Annotated in this window: 20 protein-coding genes, 7 tRNA genes and 1 pseudogene; 15 read left to right on the top strand and 13 right to left on the bottom strand. The window is 36.0% G+C overall.

Annotated elements, in window-relative coordinates:
- A partial coding sequence (locus AB1630_04385) for a hypothetical protein (protein MEW6103041.1) occupies positions 1-241 on the bottom strand: 241 nt, incomplete at its 3' end.
- A 283-nt stretch (positions 242-524) separates the two neighbouring features.
- Here AB1630_04385 and AB1630_04380 point away from each other — a divergent pair.
- The 15 genes and pseudogenes from AB1630_04380 to AB1630_04310 all read left to right on the top strand — a co-directional run bounded on the left by AB1630_04380 (position 525) and on the right by AB1630_04310 (position 7589).
- A tRNA-Leu gene (locus tag AB1630_04380) sits at positions 525-606 on the top strand.
- A gap of 243 nt (positions 607-849) precedes the next feature.
- The gene (locus AB1630_04375; GenBank protein MEW6103040.1) at positions 850-1020 is read left to right on the top strand and encodes a hypothetical protein; all 171 of its coding nucleotides are present in this window, start codon (positions 850-852) and stop codon (positions 1018-1020) included.
- Complete coding sequence (locus AB1630_04370; GenBank protein MEW6103039.1) at positions 1010-1342, top strand: hypothetical protein; 333 nt, start codon at positions 1010-1012, stop codon at positions 1340-1342. The genes AB1630_04375 and AB1630_04370 overlap by 11 nt, the downstream gene beginning before the upstream one ends.
- Before the next feature lie 7 nt (positions 1343-1349).
- Positions 1350-1422, top strand: a tRNA-Gly gene (locus AB1630_04365).
- A gap of 74 nt (positions 1423-1496) precedes the next feature.
- Positions 1497-1823 carry a thioredoxin gene (trxA, locus tag AB1630_04360; protein MEW6103038.1) on the top strand — a complete coding sequence of 109 codons (327 nt, stop codon included), beginning with the start codon at positions 1497-1499 and terminating at the stop codon, positions 1821-1823.
- Positions 1814-1889, top strand: a tRNA-Pro gene (locus AB1630_04355). The genes trxA (AB1630_04360) and AB1630_04355 overlap by 10 nt, the downstream gene beginning before the upstream one ends.
- Positions 1890-2000: 111 nt before the next feature.
- Complete coding sequence (locus AB1630_04350; GenBank protein ID MEW6103037.1) at positions 2001-2333, top strand: hypothetical protein; 333 nt, start codon at positions 2001-2003, stop codon at positions 2331-2333.
- Between the two features lie 7 nt (positions 2334-2340).
- Positions 2341-2413: transfer RNA gene (locus AB1630_04345), tRNA-Gly, on the top strand.
- Between the two features lie 74 nt (positions 2414-2487).
- On the top strand, positions 2488-2814 hold the full coding sequence (trxA, locus tag AB1630_04340; protein ID MEW6103036.1) for a thioredoxin: 327 nt from the start codon (positions 2488-2490) through the stop codon (positions 2812-2814).
- Positions 2805-2880: transfer RNA gene (locus AB1630_04335), tRNA-Pro, on the top strand. The genes trxA (AB1630_04340) and AB1630_04335 overlap by 10 nt, the downstream gene beginning before the upstream one ends.
- A gap of 18 nt (positions 2881-2898) precedes the next feature.
- Positions 2899-3966, top strand: a complete 1068-nt coding sequence (locus AB1630_04330) for a hypothetical protein (GenBank protein MEW6103035.1) — start codon at positions 2899-2901, stop codon at positions 3964-3966.
- Positions 3967-4191 (top strand): NifU family protein, encoded by a 225-nt coding sequence (locus AB1630_04325; protein MEW6103034.1) that lies wholly within the window; start codon positions 3967-3969, stop codon positions 4189-4191. It begins immediately after the preceding gene.
- 143 nt (positions 4192-4334) lie between these two features.
- A complete protein-coding gene (locus AB1630_04320) occupies positions 4335-4700 on the top strand; it encodes a response regulator (GenBank protein ID MEW6103033.1) in 366 nt (121 codons plus the stop codon).
- Positions 4697-6409, top strand: coding sequence for an ATP-binding protein (locus AB1630_04315; protein MEW6103032.1), 1713 nt, complete (start codon positions 4697-4699; stop codon positions 6407-6409). The genes AB1630_04320 and AB1630_04315 overlap by 4 nt, the downstream gene beginning before the upstream one ends.
- A gap of 227 nt (positions 6410-6636) precedes the next feature.
- Positions 6637-7589: pseudogene (locus AB1630_04310) on the top strand (transposase).
- Positions 7590-7860: 271 nt separating this feature from the next.
- On the opposite strand, the gene fabD reads toward AB1630_04310, so the two are convergent.
- The 12 genes from fabD to dxr all read right to left on the bottom strand — a co-directional run bounded on the left by fabD (position 7861) and on the right by dxr (position 16925).
- The gene (gene fabD, locus AB1630_04305; protein MEW6103031.1) at positions 7861-8766 is read right to left on the bottom strand and encodes an ACP S-malonyltransferase; all 906 of its coding nucleotides are present in this window, start codon (positions 8764-8766) and stop codon (positions 7861-7863) included.
- A 26-nt stretch (positions 8767-8792) separates the two neighbouring features.
- Positions 8793-9842: a protein arginine kinase gene (locus tag AB1630_04300; GenBank protein ID MEW6103030.1), complete on the bottom strand. Its 1050-nt coding sequence runs from the start codon at positions 9840-9842 to the stop codon at positions 8793-8795.
- Positions 9843-9869: 27 nt separating this feature from the next.
- Positions 9870-10355, bottom strand: coding sequence for a UvrB/UvrC motif-containing protein (locus AB1630_04295; GenBank protein MEW6103029.1), 486 nt, complete (start codon positions 10353-10355; stop codon positions 9870-9872).
- Positions 10356-10459: 104 nt separating this feature from the next.
- A tRNA-Leu gene (locus tag AB1630_04290) sits at positions 10460-10541 on the bottom strand.
- Position 10542: 1 nt separating this feature from the next.
- A complete protein-coding gene (locus AB1630_04285; protein ID MEW6103028.1) occupies positions 10543-11157 on the bottom strand; it encodes an HD-GYP domain-containing protein in 615 nt (204 codons plus the stop codon).
- The gene (locus AB1630_04280) at positions 11154-11558 is read right to left on the bottom strand and encodes a ribonuclease HI family protein (protein MEW6103027.1); all 405 of its coding nucleotides are present in this window, start codon (positions 11556-11558) and stop codon (positions 11154-11156) included. The genes AB1630_04285 and AB1630_04280 overlap by 4 nt, the downstream gene beginning before the upstream one ends.
- A complete protein-coding gene (locus tag AB1630_04275; protein MEW6103026.1) occupies positions 11534-12232 on the bottom strand; it encodes a C4-type zinc ribbon domain-containing protein in 699 nt (232 codons plus the stop codon). Before AB1630_04275 ends, AB1630_04280 begins: the two co-directional genes overlap by 25 nt.
- 7 nt (positions 12233-12239) lie before the next feature.
- Positions 12240-12313: transfer RNA gene (locus AB1630_04270), tRNA-Val, on the bottom strand.
- Between the two features lie 18 nt (positions 12314-12331).
- The gene (locus tag AB1630_04265; protein ID MEW6103025.1) at positions 12332-13765 is read right to left on the bottom strand and encodes an ATP-binding protein; all 1434 of its coding nucleotides are present in this window, start codon (positions 13763-13765) and stop codon (positions 12332-12334) included.
- Positions 13766-13798: 33 nt separating this feature from the next.
- Positions 13799-14521, bottom strand: a complete 723-nt coding sequence (gene lgt, locus AB1630_04260) for a prolipoprotein diacylglyceryl transferase (GenBank protein MEW6103024.1) — start codon at positions 14519-14521, stop codon at positions 13799-13801.
- Positions 14521-15813 (bottom strand): RIP metalloprotease RseP, encoded by a 1293-nt coding sequence (gene rseP / locus AB1630_04255; protein MEW6103023.1) that lies wholly within the window; start codon positions 15811-15813, stop codon positions 14521-14523. Before rseP ends, lgt begins: the two co-directional genes overlap by 1 nt.
- Positions 15798-16925 carry a 1-deoxy-D-xylulose-5-phosphate reductoisomerase gene (dxr, locus tag AB1630_04250; protein ID MEW6103022.1) on the bottom strand — a complete coding sequence of 376 codons (1128 nt, stop codon included), beginning with the start codon at positions 16923-16925 and terminating at the stop codon, positions 15798-15800. Before dxr ends, rseP begins: the two co-directional genes overlap by 16 nt.
- Positions 16926-17529: the final 604 nt, after the last annotated feature.

Genomic DNA, 17529 nt, shown 5'->3' with positions numbered 1-17529 from the left:
GCGATTTCCTCATTATAGAGGAACGTATTACTTGTTTTCCATCCTCTATATTACTTATAGTTTTGGATATTTTTTTCACAAACCTTCTCACCTGTTTTGCAAACATAAGCGTTCGTTCCTTTAAATTATATTGTTTTGAATTTTCAATTTTAGTCATTTGAATTTGTTTCGAATTTCGAATTTCGGATTTCATTTGTTCCATTAAAGCTAAACACATACAAATAAATATATCATTTTCCATAAATTATATCAAGCATCATAACTCGATGAAAGATGAAAATGTCCTCTATATCTTACTATCAAAGTAAAAGAGGGAAAAATACATTCCTCCATTAGACCATACCCGGAGGAGATTTGTCTTTACTAAAAGAAAATTCCTTGCTATACTACGCATAGCAAACTATAATAGTAACAGTAACGAAAGAATAAAAATCAATAATTATACAAAAGGGGACATTTTTAATTGGTGCTGACATTCAAATTAACTTGTGCTTGCATTGTAAAATGTTTTATAATATAATAAAGCGAGGGTGGCGGAATTGGCAGACGCGCAAGACTTAGGATCTTGTGGGGAAACCTGTGTGGGTTCAAATCCCACCTCTCGCAGAAAGGAAAAACCCGAATTGGGAAGAAGAAACTAGGAACGATGTTAAACTAATGAGAGGGAACAAGGGATTTGAAGCCCGAAGGGCCGAACTATCTGGATTTTGTTAGGCGAAAAAGGAGCAGATGCGACTTTTTAAGCCTTAGAAAATTCTTTAGTTCAACCCCCACCCTTCGCATAGAGAAATGGAGATTTTCAATGCTATTATTGATTTGATTGATAAAATTGTTTGACCAGGGGTAATTTTGATTATATTTCTTTCTTTAAGGTATTCTTTAAGAAATCTTATAAATTTTATTTCATTTATCTTGGAGAAAAGGGGAGGAGAGATAAAAACCCCATGGGGAGAGATAACTATACCCCACTCCCAAGAAAAGGCTATTTTGCCTGAAGAGGTGAAAGACAATGAACTATAGTTATAAAGAAGGAACATTTGAATTCTGGATAAAGATTAAAAAAAATCCTAATTGGTTGAAGAATGAATTGCCATATAAATTTTTTGATGCTCCACTTGGCGATGCGAGGATAAAAATATTAAAAACCCCTGATATGAAGTTTTATGTAGAGAATTATCATCCCTTGACCTATATTAGAACATTATCATATGATCTTAGACATTTAGATAAAGAAAAGGATTATTATATAGTTTTAACTTGGACAGAAATAGAAATAGTTTTATATATAAATGGAAAGCCAGTTGGCCGTGTTAAAAATGAAATGGAGGTTTTAGTAAAGTAAAAAATTTGCGGGAGTAACTCAGCTGGCAGAGTGCAACCTTGCCAAGGTTGAAGTCGAGGGTTCAAATCCCTTCTCCCGCTGTAAGTAAAAACATAGGATGGAGAAAATATTAAGGAGAAAAGGAAAAAGCAAACGCTTAAATAGGAGGTAAATTATGGCAATTGAATTGACAGATGGAAATTTTAAGAAGGAGGTTCTTGAATGCGAATCTCCGGCATTAGTGGATTTTTGGGCACCTTGGTGTGGACCTTGTAAAATGATGGGCCCAATTATTGATGAATTAGCAGAGGAATATAAGGGAAAGGTAAAGATAGGCAAACTTAATGTTGACGAAAATAGAAATATTGCAGTAGAATATGGAATAATGAGTATTCCAACACTTAAGTTTTTTGATAAAGGCAGGATTGTTAATGAGATAATTGGTGTAGTTGATAAGAATGTTTTAAAAAAAGCTATAAATAAATTAATTTCCGGGGTGTAGCGCAGACCGGTTTAGCGCGCCTGCTTTGGGAGCAGGAGGTCAGAGGTTCAAATCCTCTCACCCCGAGAAAGGAGGAAAAATTGGAGAAAAGGGGAGGAGAGATAAAAACCCCATGGGGAGAGATAACTATACCCCACTCCCAAGAAAAGGCTATTTTGCCTGAAGAGGTGAAAGACAATGAACTATAGTTATAAAGAAGGAACATTTGAATTCTGGATAAAGATTAAAAAAAATCCTAATTGGTTGAAGAATGAATTGCCATATAAATTTTTTGATGCTCCACTTGGCGATGCGAGGATAAAAATATTAAAAACCCCTGATATGAAGTTTTATGTAGAGAATTATCATCCCTTGACCTATATTAGAACATTATCATATGATCTTAGACATTTAGATAAAGAAAAGGATTATTATATAGTTTTAACTTGGACAGAAATAGAAATAGTTTTATATATAAATGGAAAGCCAGTTGGCCGTGTTAAAAATGAAATGGAGGTTTTAGTAAAGTAAAAAATTTGCGGGAGTAACTCAGCTGGCAGAGTGCAACCTTGCCAAGGTTGAAGTCGAGGGTTCAAATCCCTTCTCCCGCTGTAAGTAAAAACATAGGATGGAGAAAATATTAAGGAGAAAAGGAAAAAGCAAACGCTTAAATAGGAGGTAAATTATGGCAATTGAATTGACAGATGGAAATTTTAAGAAGGAGGTTCTTGAATGCGAATCTCCGGCATTAGTGGATTTTTGGGCACCTTGGTGTGGACCTTGTAAAATGATGGGCCCAATTATTGATGAATTAGCAGAGGAATATAAGGGAAAGGTAAAGATAGGCAAACTTAATGTTGACGAAAATAGAAATATTGCAGTAGAATATGGAATAATGAGTATTCCAACACTTAAGTTTTTTGATAAAGGCAGGATTGTTAATGAGATAATTGGTGTAGTTGATAAGAATGTTTTAAAAAAAGCTATAAATAAATTAATTTCCGGGGTGTAGCGCAGACCGGTTTAGCGCGCCTGCTTTGGGAGCAGGAGGTCAGAGGTTCAAATCCTCTCACCCCGAGAAAGGAGGAAAAAGAAGATGGAAACACTTAAGGAGATGTATGAAAAATTGAGGGAAGGGGAAGGGTATGCTATAAAAAACGTAGCTGCTGAACTAAAAATGGCCCCAATTACATTCAAAAGCTATGTTTATAAAGGGGTAAAACCAAAGGATCCGGAAGTATTAAAGAGGATTACAAGATACTTTAAAAAAGAGTTATCTTCTTTAGAAAAAAAGAAGGGGGAGCTACTAGCAGGAAAATTAACAGGAAAACTAACAGGGGTAAGAAAAGGACTTACTAGCCTTTTTCTTGAAGTTGGAAAAGGGAATACTAGGGAAGCTATTAAGGATATAAAAAAGGAATTAAGTATTCCCCCTACAACCTTCGAACACTGGTATTACGAAGGCTTGAAGCCAAATGAAGAAAACTTAAAAAGGCTTGCAGAATACTTTACAAAGAAGCTTAAAAGACCCATCACCCCTGGATGTATCCTTGGATTAGAGGAGATAAAGAAAGAAGAAAAGCCTAAGGTAGAAGAAAAGCCAAAGCCAAAAGTAGAAATCAAGGCAAAGCCTAAACCAGTAGAAAAACCAAAACCAAAAGTAGAAATCAAGGCAAAGCCTAAGGTAGAAGAAAAGCCAAAGCCAAAAGTAGAAATTAAGGCAAAGCCTAAACCAGTAGAAAAACCAAAACCAAAAGTAGAAATCAAGGCAAAGCCTAAGGTAGAAGAAAAGCCAAAGCCAAAAGTAGAAATTAAGGCAAAGCCTAAACCAGTAGAAAAACCAAAACCACCAATTAAGGCAAAGCCTAAGGTAGAAGAAAAGCCAAAGCCAAAAGTAGAAATTAAGGCAAAGCCTAAACCAGTAGAAAAACCAAAACCAAAAGTAGAAATCAAGGCAAAGCCTAAGGTAGAAGAAAAGTCAAAAGAGGAATTAAAGTTAAAACCAGAGGATATAGATAGCTTAATAGAAGGGCTTAAATCCTTACAATCTGAGCTTAAAGAGAAAAAAGAGCCCCCTCTTTCTGATGAAGAAAAGGCATTGATTGCTAAATTTAGAAAGCTCTCTTCCTCTGAAAAGCAAGGGCTTATGATGTTTTTAAAGTAGGTGGAAGAGAAGATAAAAACGATTTTAGAAAGGGATGTAGTGCCAATCCTTGCAAGTCATGGGGGAGGGTGTGAGTTTGTTGAATTAACGCCCAATAATATTGTTAAGGTAAAGCTTACAGGAATGTGTTGTGGATGCAGAGGGGCAAAGGCAAGCATCAAGGGCGTTGTTGAGGGGATATTAAAGGAAAATATAGAGGGAATAAAGGCTGTAGAAGAGATCTAAAAAAGTCTAAAGAGTCTAGGAGTCATAGAGTCTGGGGGTCTAAAGAGTCTATTAGGTTTACAAACCATCTGACTCCCTGACTCTCTGACTTTAAGACTCTCTGACTCTTAAAGTGGAATGAATTTTGGAACAGATAAACACATATGAAAAAAAGAATTCTTGTAGTTGATGATGACCCTGATATGGCAGATTCAATCGCCTCTCTCTTAAAAGATGAGGGATTTGAGACTACTTATGTTCTAAATGGAAATGAAGCAATTAAAAAGGTATCTGAATTCCAACCAGAGGTAATTCTTCTTGATATCGCTATGCCTGGGATGGATGGATATGATACGCTCAAAAGTCTTAAAAAAGAGGGGTTAAAAAGCCCTATCATCATAATTACAGCATATAGAGACGGAACAATGAATGAGAGGGCTCTTGCCTGTCTTAAAGAAGGGGCATATACAGTAATCTATAAACCATTTGACCCAGAAGAGCTTATATCACTACTAAAAGAAGCTCTATGAAAAAACAAAGAATTAGCATTCAAGCAAAGCTTTTGTTCTTGATGCTTGGTATAATTGTCCTTACCACCTCTATTTTTATCTATGTTTTTATAAAAGAGGAAAAAGGTTTTTTTCTTAACCTAGGAATAGCTCCAGCTGATATAGAAATATTTGCAGCAAAAATAAATCAAAAACTTGCATTGATTCTTTCCATTATTATCCTTTTTTCCCTTCTTATCCTCTCTCTCTTTATAAAGAAAATCCTCTCTCCAATCCTTAAGCTCTCACAAGAAACAAGATATATTGCCTCTGGGGACCTTGATTATCCTGTAAGTGTAGAAACAGAAGATGAGATAGGAGAGATTGCAAAGGATTTTAAGGTTCTGGAAAAAAGCCTTAAGGCAACAATTCGTGATTTAAGAAAAAGGAATAAAGAAATAGAGGCTCTTTTAAAAGCATCTACAACTATGGCATCTAAACTTGATTCCGAAGAGATATTAAAGTTGATAATAGAATATATTGTCTCTTTGCTTGGCTATGACTATGTTTTTGTAAGTCGCCTTTCGGAGGATAAAAAGGAAGTATTGAATCATATCTTATCAGGTGGAGAAGAAATAAAACACGCAATAGAGGATATAATTGAGGTACCCATTTCAAGCATAAAGGCGCCTGTTGAAGAGCTTCCATTTTTTGCAAATGGGTCGTTTAAAGAAGGAATTATTATAAGAAAAAATCTTAAGGAAATTCTTGGAAAAATAATCCCAGAATCTGCGTGTGATGCCATTCAGGTTCTTATAGGGGCAAAAAATTTTATAGATATTCCCCTCTTGGTTAAAGAACATATAGCCTATTTTCTTTTAATCTCAACATCTAAAGAAGATATAACAAAACAAGATGAAGATGCCCTTTCTATTTTTATCCATTATGCTGGCCTTGCCTTAGAAAATGCAAAATTCTATGAAGAAAAGGAAAGATTTACTTTGGAGCTTGAAAAAATCGTTCTGCAAAGAACAAGGGAGATTGAAGATATGCATAAAAAACTTGCCCATCAAGAAAAAATGGTAGCACTTGGAACAATGTCATCAAGGATGGGGCATGAGCTGAAGAATCCTTTGGCTATTATAAGAAGCAATGTCTATTTTTTAAAGAAAAAGGCACCCCAAGAGTTTATAAAATATTTGGAGATGATTGGAAGGGCAGAGGAAAAGGCAAATATTGTTATTGAAGAAACAATGGGGTTTGTAAAGGGTGTTTTAATAAAAAGGGATTTAGTAAATATCAATCATATTATTGAGGAGGCATTAAAAAGCCTCTCCCATGAACTACTAAAGATTGATGTTGTTAAGGAGCTATCTCCTGATATTCCAACCATTCCTTTGGATTCTCACTGGATACACAATCTATTTACCAATATTATTATCAATGCGGTTCAAGCTATAGAGGGAGAGGGTGTTTTCCATTTAGAAAAAGAAAAGATTGGAAGGATAAAGATAAAATCAGGCGTTTGTGATAATAGTATTGAGGTTTCTATAGCCGATAGTGGGCCTGGCGTTGCTGAAAATATAAGGGGTAAAATATTTGAGCCATTCTTTGGAACAAAGATAAGGGGAACAGGCTTAGGGCTTGCCATATCTAAAGAGATTGTAGATAAGCATAATGGTACAATTTCAGTTTCCGAGAGCGAAGATAAAGGAGCCCTCTTTACGGTGAAAATTCCTATAGAAAGGTAAAATGTTTATCTATACTGAAACAAAATTGGTTTTCAAGTATGTATGTGTTTAGTTAATCTTTTAGAAAAGCAATGAAAAAGGCACAAAGTATTTTGTAAAGATATTACAATTACAGTAACTATTCAGCAAAAAGAAGGATGATGGAGAAAGATTATAGATAAGATTTAAGTTTTGTTCCTCGTGTTCCAATATAAGTAATATAAGCGAATAAAAACACGGGGGAATTAATGACCATAGAGAGTATTAATATTAATGCCACAATTGAAGAGGCAGAGAGAATTCTCAGTGAAGAAAAAGGTATCTCGTCATCTGTGCAATCAATAATTAGAGTATTACTTATGGTTGTAACCTTGCTTATTAATCGGTTAGGGCTCAACAGTCGTAACAGCAGCAAGCCGCCATCAAAGGATGGGAAGAGGAAGCGAGAAGAAAAGACAAAGGGAGCTGGAGGATGAAAATGGTAAGCAGTATATCGCCAGGTTTCCTGAAGGTGTTAATCGTCCTGTGTCATTGACACACGAATGGGGAACAATTTTGGCTACATAGTTTATCGAATAATAAATGGACATACTTTTATCCCCATAGGAAGAGAGGGAGTGAAGCTATGGATGAGATGGGGATATTGCCTGAATACAAAGGGATATTATGCCATGACCACTGGAAGCCATATTTCAAATATGGATGTGAACATACATTATGCAATACTCATCACTTAAGAGAATTAGAGAGCTCGTATGAACAGGATGGGCAGTTATGGGCAAAAGAGATGCAGGAATTGCTAAGGGCTATGAATACAGCGGTAAACAAAGCTGGTGGAGAATTGCCGATTGAGGGGGAGAAAGAGATTCAGCCTTTTGAGGAGGAACGAAAGGTTGTCTGCAGGGGCAGACCAAAGAAGACAAAGGCACATAATCTTCTGGAACGGTTAAGGGACTATGAGAATGAGACATTAAGGTTTATGGGAGACAAAGATGTTCCTTTTACTAACAACCAGAGTGAAAATGATATTCGTATGACTAAAGTTCAGCAAAAGATTTCTGGTTGTTTTAGGTCTCTGGAAGGGGCTAAAATATTCTGCCGTATTCGGAGCTATATTTCGACCTGCAAGAAGAATGAAATTGGTTCAATTCAGGCTCTGAATCTTTTGTTCGAAGGTCAATTGCCAGAGTTTATGCAATAGTTGCCACCTGTATTGAAATAGTTGAGAAGATTTCCACATTCTTAATCCGCTGGCCAGCGGGGGAGAAGGGAGAGTAAGTCCTTTAACCTTAATGCGGGGAGGTTTCTCTTCTAACCGCATAGATCGAATAATTGTGCTGAATAGTTACAAAGCTAGTTATAATTAAGATGGGATTTTAGAATCAATATGTTACGAATTTTGCTGTTGAATATCGGTTATAAATTTATTCCAAAAATTTTAAGTATGTGGTTAGCTGATTGAAATTGACATTTCATAGAGATGCTGGAATTGCCTTTATATTTTTTGTTATCCTTTTTGTAAGGTTTGATAAAACATTGCCTGGGCCTATTTCAATTACAGATGTTATACCCTCTTTCTCCATAAGCCTTATTGTCTCATCCCATCTTACCCTTCCTGTTATCTGTTTAATAAGATTTTCTCTTATGGTCTCTGGATTGTCTGTGCAAGATGCACTTATATTTTGAATTACCTTTATCTTTGGTGGTTTTATTTTATAGCCCTTAAGAACAAGCCTCATCTCCTCTTCTACCCCTTTCATCCATGAGGAATGAAATGGACCTGATGTTTTAAGCCTAATTGCTTTCCCTTTCTCCTTTGTTATCATATCACATGCTTTTTCTAAATCTTCATTAAGACCAGAAAGAACAATCTGCAAGGAAGAATTTATATTTGCTATCTCTGTATTTGTCTCTTTACAGATTTTTTCTATTCTTTCTATGGAAAGACCAAGGGATGCTATCATTCCACCCTTAATTTTAGAAGATGCCTCTTTCATAAGGAATGCCCTTTTGTTGACAATCCTTAAGGCATCTTGAAAATCAAATGATTCTGCGGATGTTAAGGCTGTGTATTCACCTAGGGAATGGCCAGAAACATATAGAGGAAGTCGGGAGTCGGGAGTCGGGAGTCGGGAGTCAGAAAGGAAAGGGAGGGCTTTAAGATAGGCAATGCTTACAGTAAATATTGAGGCTTGAGCATATTCTGTATCATTTAATATATCTTCTGGACCCTCAAAACATAACTTTGTTAAATCAAAAGAGAGGGTATTGGATGCGCTATCAAAAATAGCCTTTGCCTCTTTAAAATGATAAATATTCTTTCCCATCCCCACATATTGTGAACCCTGTCCAGGGAAAATCCATCCTACTTTCTCCACTTCTTTTTAAATCTTTAATCCGCAATTCATTGTTTTATTCCCAATTCCCTCTGAATAAGCTCTGCCCTTCCCCTATCCCTTACAGCAGGATTGGAAGGACCTCCTATAGCTAATTGAAGATGTGCTGGTTGGGTAAAAACAAGAAGCCTATTTAGCCGCTCTGTTGGAACACTTGGAAGGAAGCCTAAATGTATTCCAAGCCTGATAATGGATAAAAGCTCCATCGCCTCTCTGGATGGAATGAGCTTTGCATTGACAAGAAGACCATAAGCCCTTTTAAACCTATCCTCCATCTGAATCCCTCCCTTTGTTCTCAAAAGCTCCCTCTCTTCTCTTTCATACTCTATAATTTGGCGGACAACCTTAAGGAGATTTTCAATAAGCTCCTCCTCTTTTTTCCCCAAGGTTATCTGATTTGAAACCTGAAATAAATCTCCAAATGTCTCGGATTTTTCTCCATAAAAACCCCGAGAGACCATTCCAACCTTTGAGAGGAATGGAATGATTTTTTCAATCCTATTGCTTAAGGACAATGCAGGAAGGTGAAGCATTATAGATGCCCTCATCCCTGTTCCAACATTTGTTGGGCAGGCTGTAAGATAACCAAAATCAAAGGAAAACGCAAATGGAAGAATGGCTGATAGCTCCTCCTCAACCTTTGCAATTATCTGCCAGGTATCTATTAGATTAAGTCCACTTGATAAAACCTGCATCCTCAAATGGTCTTCTTCATTTATCATAATTGATATTATCTCCCTCTCGCTTACAACAACGCTTCCAAGTTTAGAATTACCATGTTCTGGTGAAACAAGGTGCCTTTCTATAAGGAATTGTTTTTGAAGGGGAACTAGGTCATTTTGTCTTATTATATCAGCATTCTTAAAAGAGACAATGCGGAAAATAGCCTCTTCTATCATTTTTGTTACCTTCTCAAGGTCATTCATAGGAGCCCAATGGGCGAATGGAATATCTTTAATATTTCTTGCTAACCGAATCCTAGAGCTTATGGCTATATCAGCCTCCTCTCCCTTTGCATTAAGCCATTCTGGCGATGTTTTAATATACTTTTCTAACATTTTTTAACAATCCCAAACCTAGAATCATTATTCCAATGCCTTTATCATATCCCTTATCCTTGCTGCTTCTTCATAATTCTCGGTAGATATAGCCTTCTTAAGCTCCTCCTTTAACATTTTAAGCTTTTTCTCCTTTTGTGCCAATTCTTCAAAACCAAAGGGATGCCTTCCAATATGAACCGTGCTTCCATGAATCTGCTTTAGGAGGGAAAGAAGGGGTTGCTTAAATGCCTCAAAGCAATCCGAGCATCCAAGCCTTCCTCCTTTCTGGAATTCAGATATCCCCATCCCACACCCTGTGCATCGCATCTCTTCTGCAATTACTCCCTTTTCTTCTTTAAACATATTTGAAAAGAATTCAAGGATGTCTGGAAATGATTGGGAAATACCAGAAAGACCAAATCCCTTTTCATCTGCACACTCCTCGCAAAGGTGAATGCTCGTGGTTTGATTATTTATTACCTGCTTAAAATGGATTGTCGCCTCTCTTATACCACAAATATCGCAAACCATAACTTAAAAGTCTTAGAGTCTAGGAGTCCAAGAGTCTTGGAGTCTAAAGGGTTGTAATTTTAAGACTCTCTGACCCCTGACTCTCTGACTCCTGACTCTTTTACTGCCGAAGGGGGGACTCGAACCCCCATAGGATAACCTACATAGCCCTGAACCATGCGCGTCTGCCAATTTCGCCACTTCGGCTTTATGTAGTAATCTTTGGATTGGCGCGCAAAACATGAATAAATGCATCAACAATTTCGGAATCAAATTGGGTTCCTGAATTATCCTGAAGCTCAATAATTGCCTCGTGTATACTCTTTTTTGGTTTATATGGCCGCTCGGATGTCATAGCATCAAAGGCATCAACAACAGCAAGAATCCTTGATAAATATGGAATTTCCTCGCCTCTTAACCCATCAGGATAGCCAAATCCATCATACCTTTCATGGTGATGATAAACAGCCATAGATGCTGATTTGAGCATATCAATAGACCTTAACATATTTGCTCCCTTGCTTGAATGTGATTTTATTAAATTGTATTCCTCGCTTGTAAGTGGCCCAGGTTTATCTAAAATAGCTGTGTCAATATCCTGCTTTCCAATGTCATGCAGAATACTGGCTATAGAAAGGGTCTTCATCTCATTCTCTGAAAGGTATAACCTCTTTCCAATTGCCTCTGCATACCTCCTTACCTTGTTTGAATGCTCCTTTGTGTATCTGCTTTTATCATCTATGCTATTTGCCCATGCAGAGATTGTTTTCTCATATAGCTCCTCAAGCTCTGCTATCTTTTTTTCTACATCTACCTCATTCATCTTTCTATTCCTCCTTGTGCTAATTTATTTGCCTCTTTATTCTCACGGCTTTTAATATGCAAAATTTCAAATCCTGTAAATTCCTTTACCAATTCCTTCGCCTCTTTATGTAATTTTTTTAAATCCATATTTCTTACCAGATATTCTCCCTGAATTTGCTTAATAATAAGCTCACTATCAGAATAAACCCTGATATTTTTAAAGCCATTTTTCTTTGCATAAAAAAGCCCGGCAATCAAGGATTTATATTCAGCAATATTGTTTGTTGCCCTTCCAATGCTTTTTGAAATAAAATCTATTTTCTTTGTCCCCTCATAAATTACAACACCTATGCCAGCTGGACCAGGATTTCCAGACGATGCACCGTCAATGTAAATTATATATAAAGGATTCTTAAGCATGATTCACACCTTGCAATACTATTTGCCTCTTTTATCTCATTTATTATTTGTGGCCTTAAGCCCATCTGACAAAGGCTACAGGTATTATTTAAAACCTGTGCCAAAGCAATGTTATCTTTCTTGCTCCTTATTGTTTCATATAGCTCAAGCGTTCTTTTCTCTATTTTTCCTTCTAAATCCTTCCTTTCTTGTGAAAGGGCTTCATATTTTTCAGATGCCCCCTTTAATTCTTTTTCCTTTTCTTCTCTTTCATTTTTAAAAGCAATTTCCTTTGTAGTTATTTCTTTTTCTTCTCTCTGGACTTCCCTTTCTTTTACCTCTATTGTATCCATAAGCAAAAGACATTCCTCCTCAAGCTTTTCCTTTAAAGCATCTGTTTTTTTAATCTCGTCCTCTAAAGCATCAAGCTCCTTCTTTGTCTTTACCTCATAAAAATGGGATTTAAAACCCTTTGTCTTCTCTTCACAATCCTTAAGTTCTCTCTCTTTGTGCCGAAAATCCTTTTTTATCTCAGAAAGATTGGCATTTTTTTTATCAAAATCCCTTCTTAATACCTGTATTTTTTCCTCTTCTTCCTTTAGCATTTTTGGAATGCTCTCCATTATTTCAAGTGTTTCAGCAAGCAATATATCCTTTTCCTGGAGCAATTTAAGTAATTCTATTGTTTCTTTCATTTATAACTGGGCAGAGTAGGATTCGAACCTGCGACCTCCTGCGTGTGAAGCAGGCGCTCTTACCCGCTGAGCCATCCGCCCTATAAAAATTATACCTAATCATTCCTGTTTTGTCAAAATCTCTTGAATGGTTTTTATATCATCTCCAATTGAAAGCATCATCTCTCCTTTTTGAAGGAAAACATCGGATGAAAATCCATCAAAGGAAATAAACCAGGCAACACAATTGGTCTTTTCGGAATAACTCTTTAATTCTTCCAGCTCTTTTTCGGTAGCTATTCCCTCCTTTAGCACCTTAATAAGCCACCTCTCCTTTTCTCCATCTGTCTCAATAAAACCATCATCCCTTATCTTAATAGACAAAAATTTAGGAAGAATTACATACCCTTCTTTTCCAAATATCTCTCCAGAAACCCTTTGATTGTTAAATTTTTTAAGCATCTTAATAATTGGGTCTTTAAGTTCAAGCCTTTTTCCATAATAATGGATGTTTATCCATAAATTAAGAAGGTTATTTGGAATAAAATAGCCTTTATCTTTTCTCTCTATAATTTCTGTTTCCATAAGCCTTGAAAGGAGGCTCTTTGTAACACCCGTGCTTCTTCTTATATCCCTTGAAATGCTTGTAAGATTTTGATGGGGATTCCTTGCTAAAGAGATAAGGCAGCTCCTAATAAGACCTTCTCCCCGCGCTGCGTTTATTGCACAATCCATCATTTGCTCACAATAATTATTAAGCCTTCCATTCTCCTCTATCTCGCTGCTTAATGCCTCATCTACAAGAAAGGAATCTATTTTATCTTTATCTTCTATTCTTTCTAAAAGAACAAAAAATGGATATGGAATTCCTTGACTTATTTCAAAAAGCCTTTCCTTTGCACTTTTACTAAAATTTAAAAGGAGGTTTTCTGTATCTTCTGGTAAAAATCCAGAAAGGGATATTTTGTTTTCAAAGGGAAGGTTTTTTTTGACTGATGCAAGAATCCATAGAATACCATCATCCCTTGTTGCTTTTTTAAATAAACTATAAGGGTCTATCCTATAGTTTGAAACGAAGGAAATCTCTTGAATCTCGTCCAAAAGAAGCACAAGGGGAATTGAAAGATTTTTTGAAATAATAGAAGGGAATTGAAAGGCAAGCTTAAGGAGAAGGCTATAATCTGGCTTCTGTTTTTGTAGCTCTTCATAGAATGGATTAAGATTCCTTATTATCCCTTCGTCATTTAATTCCTCAATAATTTTTTTCTGAAATTTTATATTAAAATAGCTTGCTTTTTCTCCCTCCTCCTTTGCAAGGAAGAAAAATATATTGCCAATAAAATAAATACAGAATAGGTCAATAGAAAGGCTTAATCTTTTAATGTTAATATAAATTACATCAATATCATTTATGGATTGTGCAATTTTTTTAAGAAGGGTAGTTTTCCCAGAGCCTTTTATTCCAGAGATAAAATAAAGAGAACCTTTTCCTTTAAGCAATTCATCCCTTGCTTTTAAAAGCGTCTTAAGGACATCGGCTCTTCCTAGGAACATCGTAAATATTATACTTAAATCAAAAAAGGTTTTTCAATGTTTTAAAAACCATACAATGCTTATTATTCCAATTATAAGAAATAAAATCTGTGGTTGGGTAAGGGAAAAAAGAAAAATGGGTTGCTCCCTTAAAAATTCAACAAAAAAGCGAATTATGGAGTATCCCAAAAGGAATGAGAAAAAGACAAAACCATCCCTCTTTGGCTTAATCTTAAGGAGAATTAAGAATAAGATAAAATCTAAAAGAAATGAATAGAGCTGGGTTGGATGAAGGGGGGTATTTCCAAATTTCTTCCATCCCCAGCTTCCCACAGGAAATAGAATTCCCCAGGGAAGGTTTGTTGGCTTTCCAAAACAACAACCCTCAAAAAAGCAGCCTATTCTTCCAATAGCAATACCAATAGCAAAGGAGGGAGAGAAAATATCGGCAATTTTAAGGAACGACAAGCCATTTTTTTTGCAATAGAAAAAAACACAAACAATGGCAAATATTAAACCGCCATGGAATGTAAAACCAGACCTTGATATAAAAACCTCAATAAATGATGAATAAGATGATGGGTTTGAAATAGCATTAAATAGCCTTGCCCCAATTATCCCTGATATGAAAATTAAAACAACAATGTTTGAGATATATTTTTTTATCTCTCTTGCCCTTCTTTCAGCAATCCATAGCCCAACAATAAAGGCAATTGCCAGAAAAAGCCCATATGTATAGAGGGTGAGTGGACCTATCTTAAACAAAACCGGGTGCATTACTTAAACCCCTCAAATATCCTTGTTATATCATTCATAGATGCAAAGAAAAGGATTAAAATGATTATTCCAAAACCGACCTGATTTGCCCTCTCGTAAAAAGCCTCTGAAAAAGGCTTTCTCCTTATCCCCTCAATGAAAAAAAATAAAACAAGGCAACCGTCTGCAATAGGAATGGGAAGAAGATTAACAATAACAAGACAAACATTCATTAGGGCTGTAAATCGCAAAAGATGAACAAAGCCTTCATGGGCTGTTTTGGAAGCCATTTGAAGGATTCCAATGGGACCTGATACCATTTTTGGTGATATATCTCCCCTTATCATCTTATATATTCCAACAATGTTTAAAGAAATGAGGTCATATGCCTCAAGCAATGCCTTATAGGAGGCAATTATTGGATTGTATCTTTTTGTTATATAAAACGAGGGCTCAATCCCTATCATACCAATGGTTTGCGTGCCAATTACCTTCTGTATTGGAATAATTGTTAAGGAGAAAATTTTATTTTCCCTCTCTACCTTCAAAGAACAAGGAATTCCTGGACTTTTATAGATTACATCAACAACATCTTCCCAATTAAAGATTTCCTTTCCATTTATTTCTTTTATTAAATCACCCTTTAAAAGTTTTGATTTTTCCCCTGGAAACCCTTTAAGAAAACCACCTATTCTTGGGGCAAGCCAGGGAGAAATCCCAATATAGCCCATCCCTCCATCCATAGCTTCTATTGTGATATTCTTTTTTATTACCTTGCCATTTCTCATAATCTCAAATTTATATGTTTTCTTTGGACTAATCGCAATCTTTTTTACCACATCCTTCCATTCATCAATGGCTGTATTTTCTATTTTTACAATTTCATCGCCTTTTATTATTCCCTCTTTTTCTGCGGGAGAGCCTTTAATTACCCCTCCAACAATGGGTAAAATTGAGGGAGAACCAAAGGTAAATATGATGAAGAACAAAAACCATCCAAAGAATAGGTTCATAAAAACACCGCTTAAAACTACAAATATCCTGGAAGAAATAGGCTTTGAGTAAAATTCGCCTTCTTTCCCTGTTCTTTCATTTGGAGAGTCTCCCTCCATCTTAACATATCCACCAAATGGAATAATGGCTATCTGATATTCACAATCATTCCTCTTAAATCCAAGCAATTTCCTTCCAAACCCAATGGAGAATTTTTTTACCTTTATCTTACTGATAATTGCAGCGATAAAATGTCCAAGCTCATGGACAAAGATGCAGAAAGACAAAACAAAAATAGCTCCTATTATTGATGTAAGCATTTTACATAATTCCTTGCCCAGGCATCTGCCTCCAAAATTTCATCAATTGTTGGGTCTTTTTTTGGGATATGGCTCTCAAGCGTTTTTTTAACATTCTCAAAGATTTTATTAAATGAAATTTTCTTTTCTAAAAAATTTTCTACGCAAACCTCATCCGCAGCATTTAAGACAGACGGCATTGTTCCTCCTATTCTTTTTGCATTAAACCCAAATTCAATAGAAGGAAACCTTTCTAAATCAGGCTTTTTAAATGACAAAGAGCCTATTTTAGAAAGATTAAGTGAACTTACCATCCTTTTCCCTCTTTTTGGAAAGGTAAGGCTATAGGCTATTGGTAGGCTCATATCTGGAACAGACATTTGTGCCAAAACAGAGCCATCAGAAAACTCAACCATAGAATGAATAATGGATTCGGGATGTATTACAACATCTATCTTCTCAACATCTATATCAAATAAATATGATGCTTCAATAATCTCAAATGCCTTGTTCATCAATGTGGAAGAATCAATTGTAATCCTTCTTCCCATCATCCATATTGGATGTGCCAAAGCCTCCTCTGGTGTAATATCATTCAGGGTCTCTCTGTTAAGAAATGGGCCACCCGATGCTGTAAGGATTATCCTCTCTGGCTTTTCATTGCCATATATACACTGAAATATAGCAGAGTGTTCAGAATCAATCGGGATTATTGAGGTATTTCTTTTAAGAGCCTCTTTTTTTAAAATCTCGCCTGCTAAAACAAATGCCTCCTTTGAGGCAAGACAAACATCTTTCCCAGCCCTTATAGCATAAAGGGTTGGGAGCAAAGATGCTGCACCAGATATAGCTATAATCACCCTATCCGCTTCTTTAAGGCTTGCAAGCTCAAGGATTCCGCTTTGTCCACCCAATACCTTACAAGGCAGGTCTTTTAGCCTATCTTTAAGCTCAAAAAATTTATTTTCGTCAGCAATTGCAACAACCAAAGGCAAATACTTTCTTGCCTCTGCCTCAAGAAGGTCTATATTCTTTCCACCCGATATTCCAAGAATCTTAAAACCTAAAGACCGAATAACACGAAGAGAGCATCCTCCAATTGAACCTGTTGCACCCAAAACCACAATATTCACTTATTTATTTTACTCAAAAAATCAAGGCTTTGTCAAATTAGAGCAATAGTATGTGTCTAGTTACTAAACTTTGGCAAAAAATGACTTCATTGCTCCTAAACTATTTCGCTAACTCTAACTCCTTTAGAATATACTCTGTGTTGTTTGGAAGTTTTGGCCATTCAGGGTGTCCATTTAATGAGCGAAACTATTCCGATGGTTAAATAGCCTTTGGCAGGGTTCACCTATTTATAAGTAGCTGACCTTCAAGTCCTAACTTTGCAATAGCTTCCGCACGCACCAACTTTAAGTTTACAGCCGATGTAAAGACCAAGCTACCCTTGATTTTGTATGTGTTTAGCTTTAATGGAACAAATGAAATCCGAAATTCGAAATTCGAAATCTTAAAACAAATTCAAATGAAAAATTGAAAATTCAAAACAATATAATTTAAAGGAACGAACGCTTATGTTTGCAAAACAGGTGAGAGGGTTTGTGAAAAAATACCCAAAACTATAAGTAATATAGAGGATGGAAAACAAGTAATACGTTCCTCTATAATGAGGAAATCGCAGTAAAAATGTTTAGAATTTTGAATTTAGATATTGTTTCGTGCTTCGTGCTT

The organism is bacterium (assembly GCA_040753555.1).
GTDB lineage: Bacteria > UBA9089 > UBA9088 > UBA9088 > UBA9088 > JBFLYE01.
This window is presented reverse-complemented; position numbering and strand designations above follow the sequence as displayed.

Bases quoted from the DNA above. Each gene is read 5' to 3' on its own strand.
- AB1630_04315 (MEW6103032.1), top strand. From the start codon at position 4,697: ATGAAAAAACAAAGAATTAGCATTCAAGCAAAGCTTTTGTTCTTGATG.
- AB1630_04295 (MEW6103029.1), bottom strand. From the start codon at position 10,355: ATGGTTTGCGATATTTGTGGTATAAGAGAGGCGACAATCCATTTTAAG.
- trxA (MEW6103038.1), top strand. From the start codon at position 1,497: ATGGCAATTGAATTGACAGATGGAAATTTTAAGAAGGAGGTTCTTGAA.
- trxA (MEW6103036.1), top strand. From the start codon at position 2,488: ATGGCAATTGAATTGACAGATGGAAATTTTAAGAAGGAGGTTCTTGAA.
- AB1630_04275 (MEW6103026.1), bottom strand. From the start codon at position 12,232: ATGAAAGAAACAATAGAATTACTTAAATTGCTCCAGGAAAAGGATATA.
- lgt (MEW6103024.1), bottom strand. From the start codon at position 14,521: ATGCACCCGGTTTTGTTTAAGATAGGTCCACTCACCCTCTATACATAT.
- AB1630_04370 (MEW6103039.1), top strand. From the start codon at position 1,010: ATGAACTATAGTTATAAAGAAGGAACATTTGAATTCTGGATAAAGATT.
- AB1630_04285 (MEW6103028.1), bottom strand. From the start codon at position 11,157: ATGAATGAGGTAGATGTAGAAAAAAAGATAGCAGAGCTTGAGGAGCTA.
- AB1630_04265 (MEW6103025.1), bottom strand. From the start codon at position 13,765: ATGTTCCTAGGAAGAGCCGATGTCCTTAAGACGCTTTTAAAAGCAAGG.
- AB1630_04320 (MEW6103033.1), top strand. From the start codon at position 4,335: ATGAAAAAAAGAATTCTTGTAGTTGATGATGACCCTGATATGGCAGAT.
- AB1630_04330 (MEW6103035.1), top strand. From the start codon at position 2,899: ATGGAAACACTTAAGGAGATGTATGAAAAATTGAGGGAAGGGGAAGGG.
- AB1630_04300 (MEW6103030.1), bottom strand. From the start codon at position 9,842: ATGTTAGAAAAGTATATTAAAACATCGCCAGAATGGCTTAATGCAAAG.
- rseP (MEW6103023.1), bottom strand. From the start codon at position 15,813: ATGCTTACATCAATAATAGGAGCTATTTTTGTTTTGTCTTTCTGCATC.
- AB1630_04350 (MEW6103037.1), top strand. From the start codon at position 2,001: ATGAACTATAGTTATAAAGAAGGAACATTTGAATTCTGGATAAAGATT.
- AB1630_04280 (MEW6103027.1), bottom strand. From the start codon at position 11,558: ATGCTTAAGAATCCTTTATATATAATTTACATTGACGGTGCATCGTCT.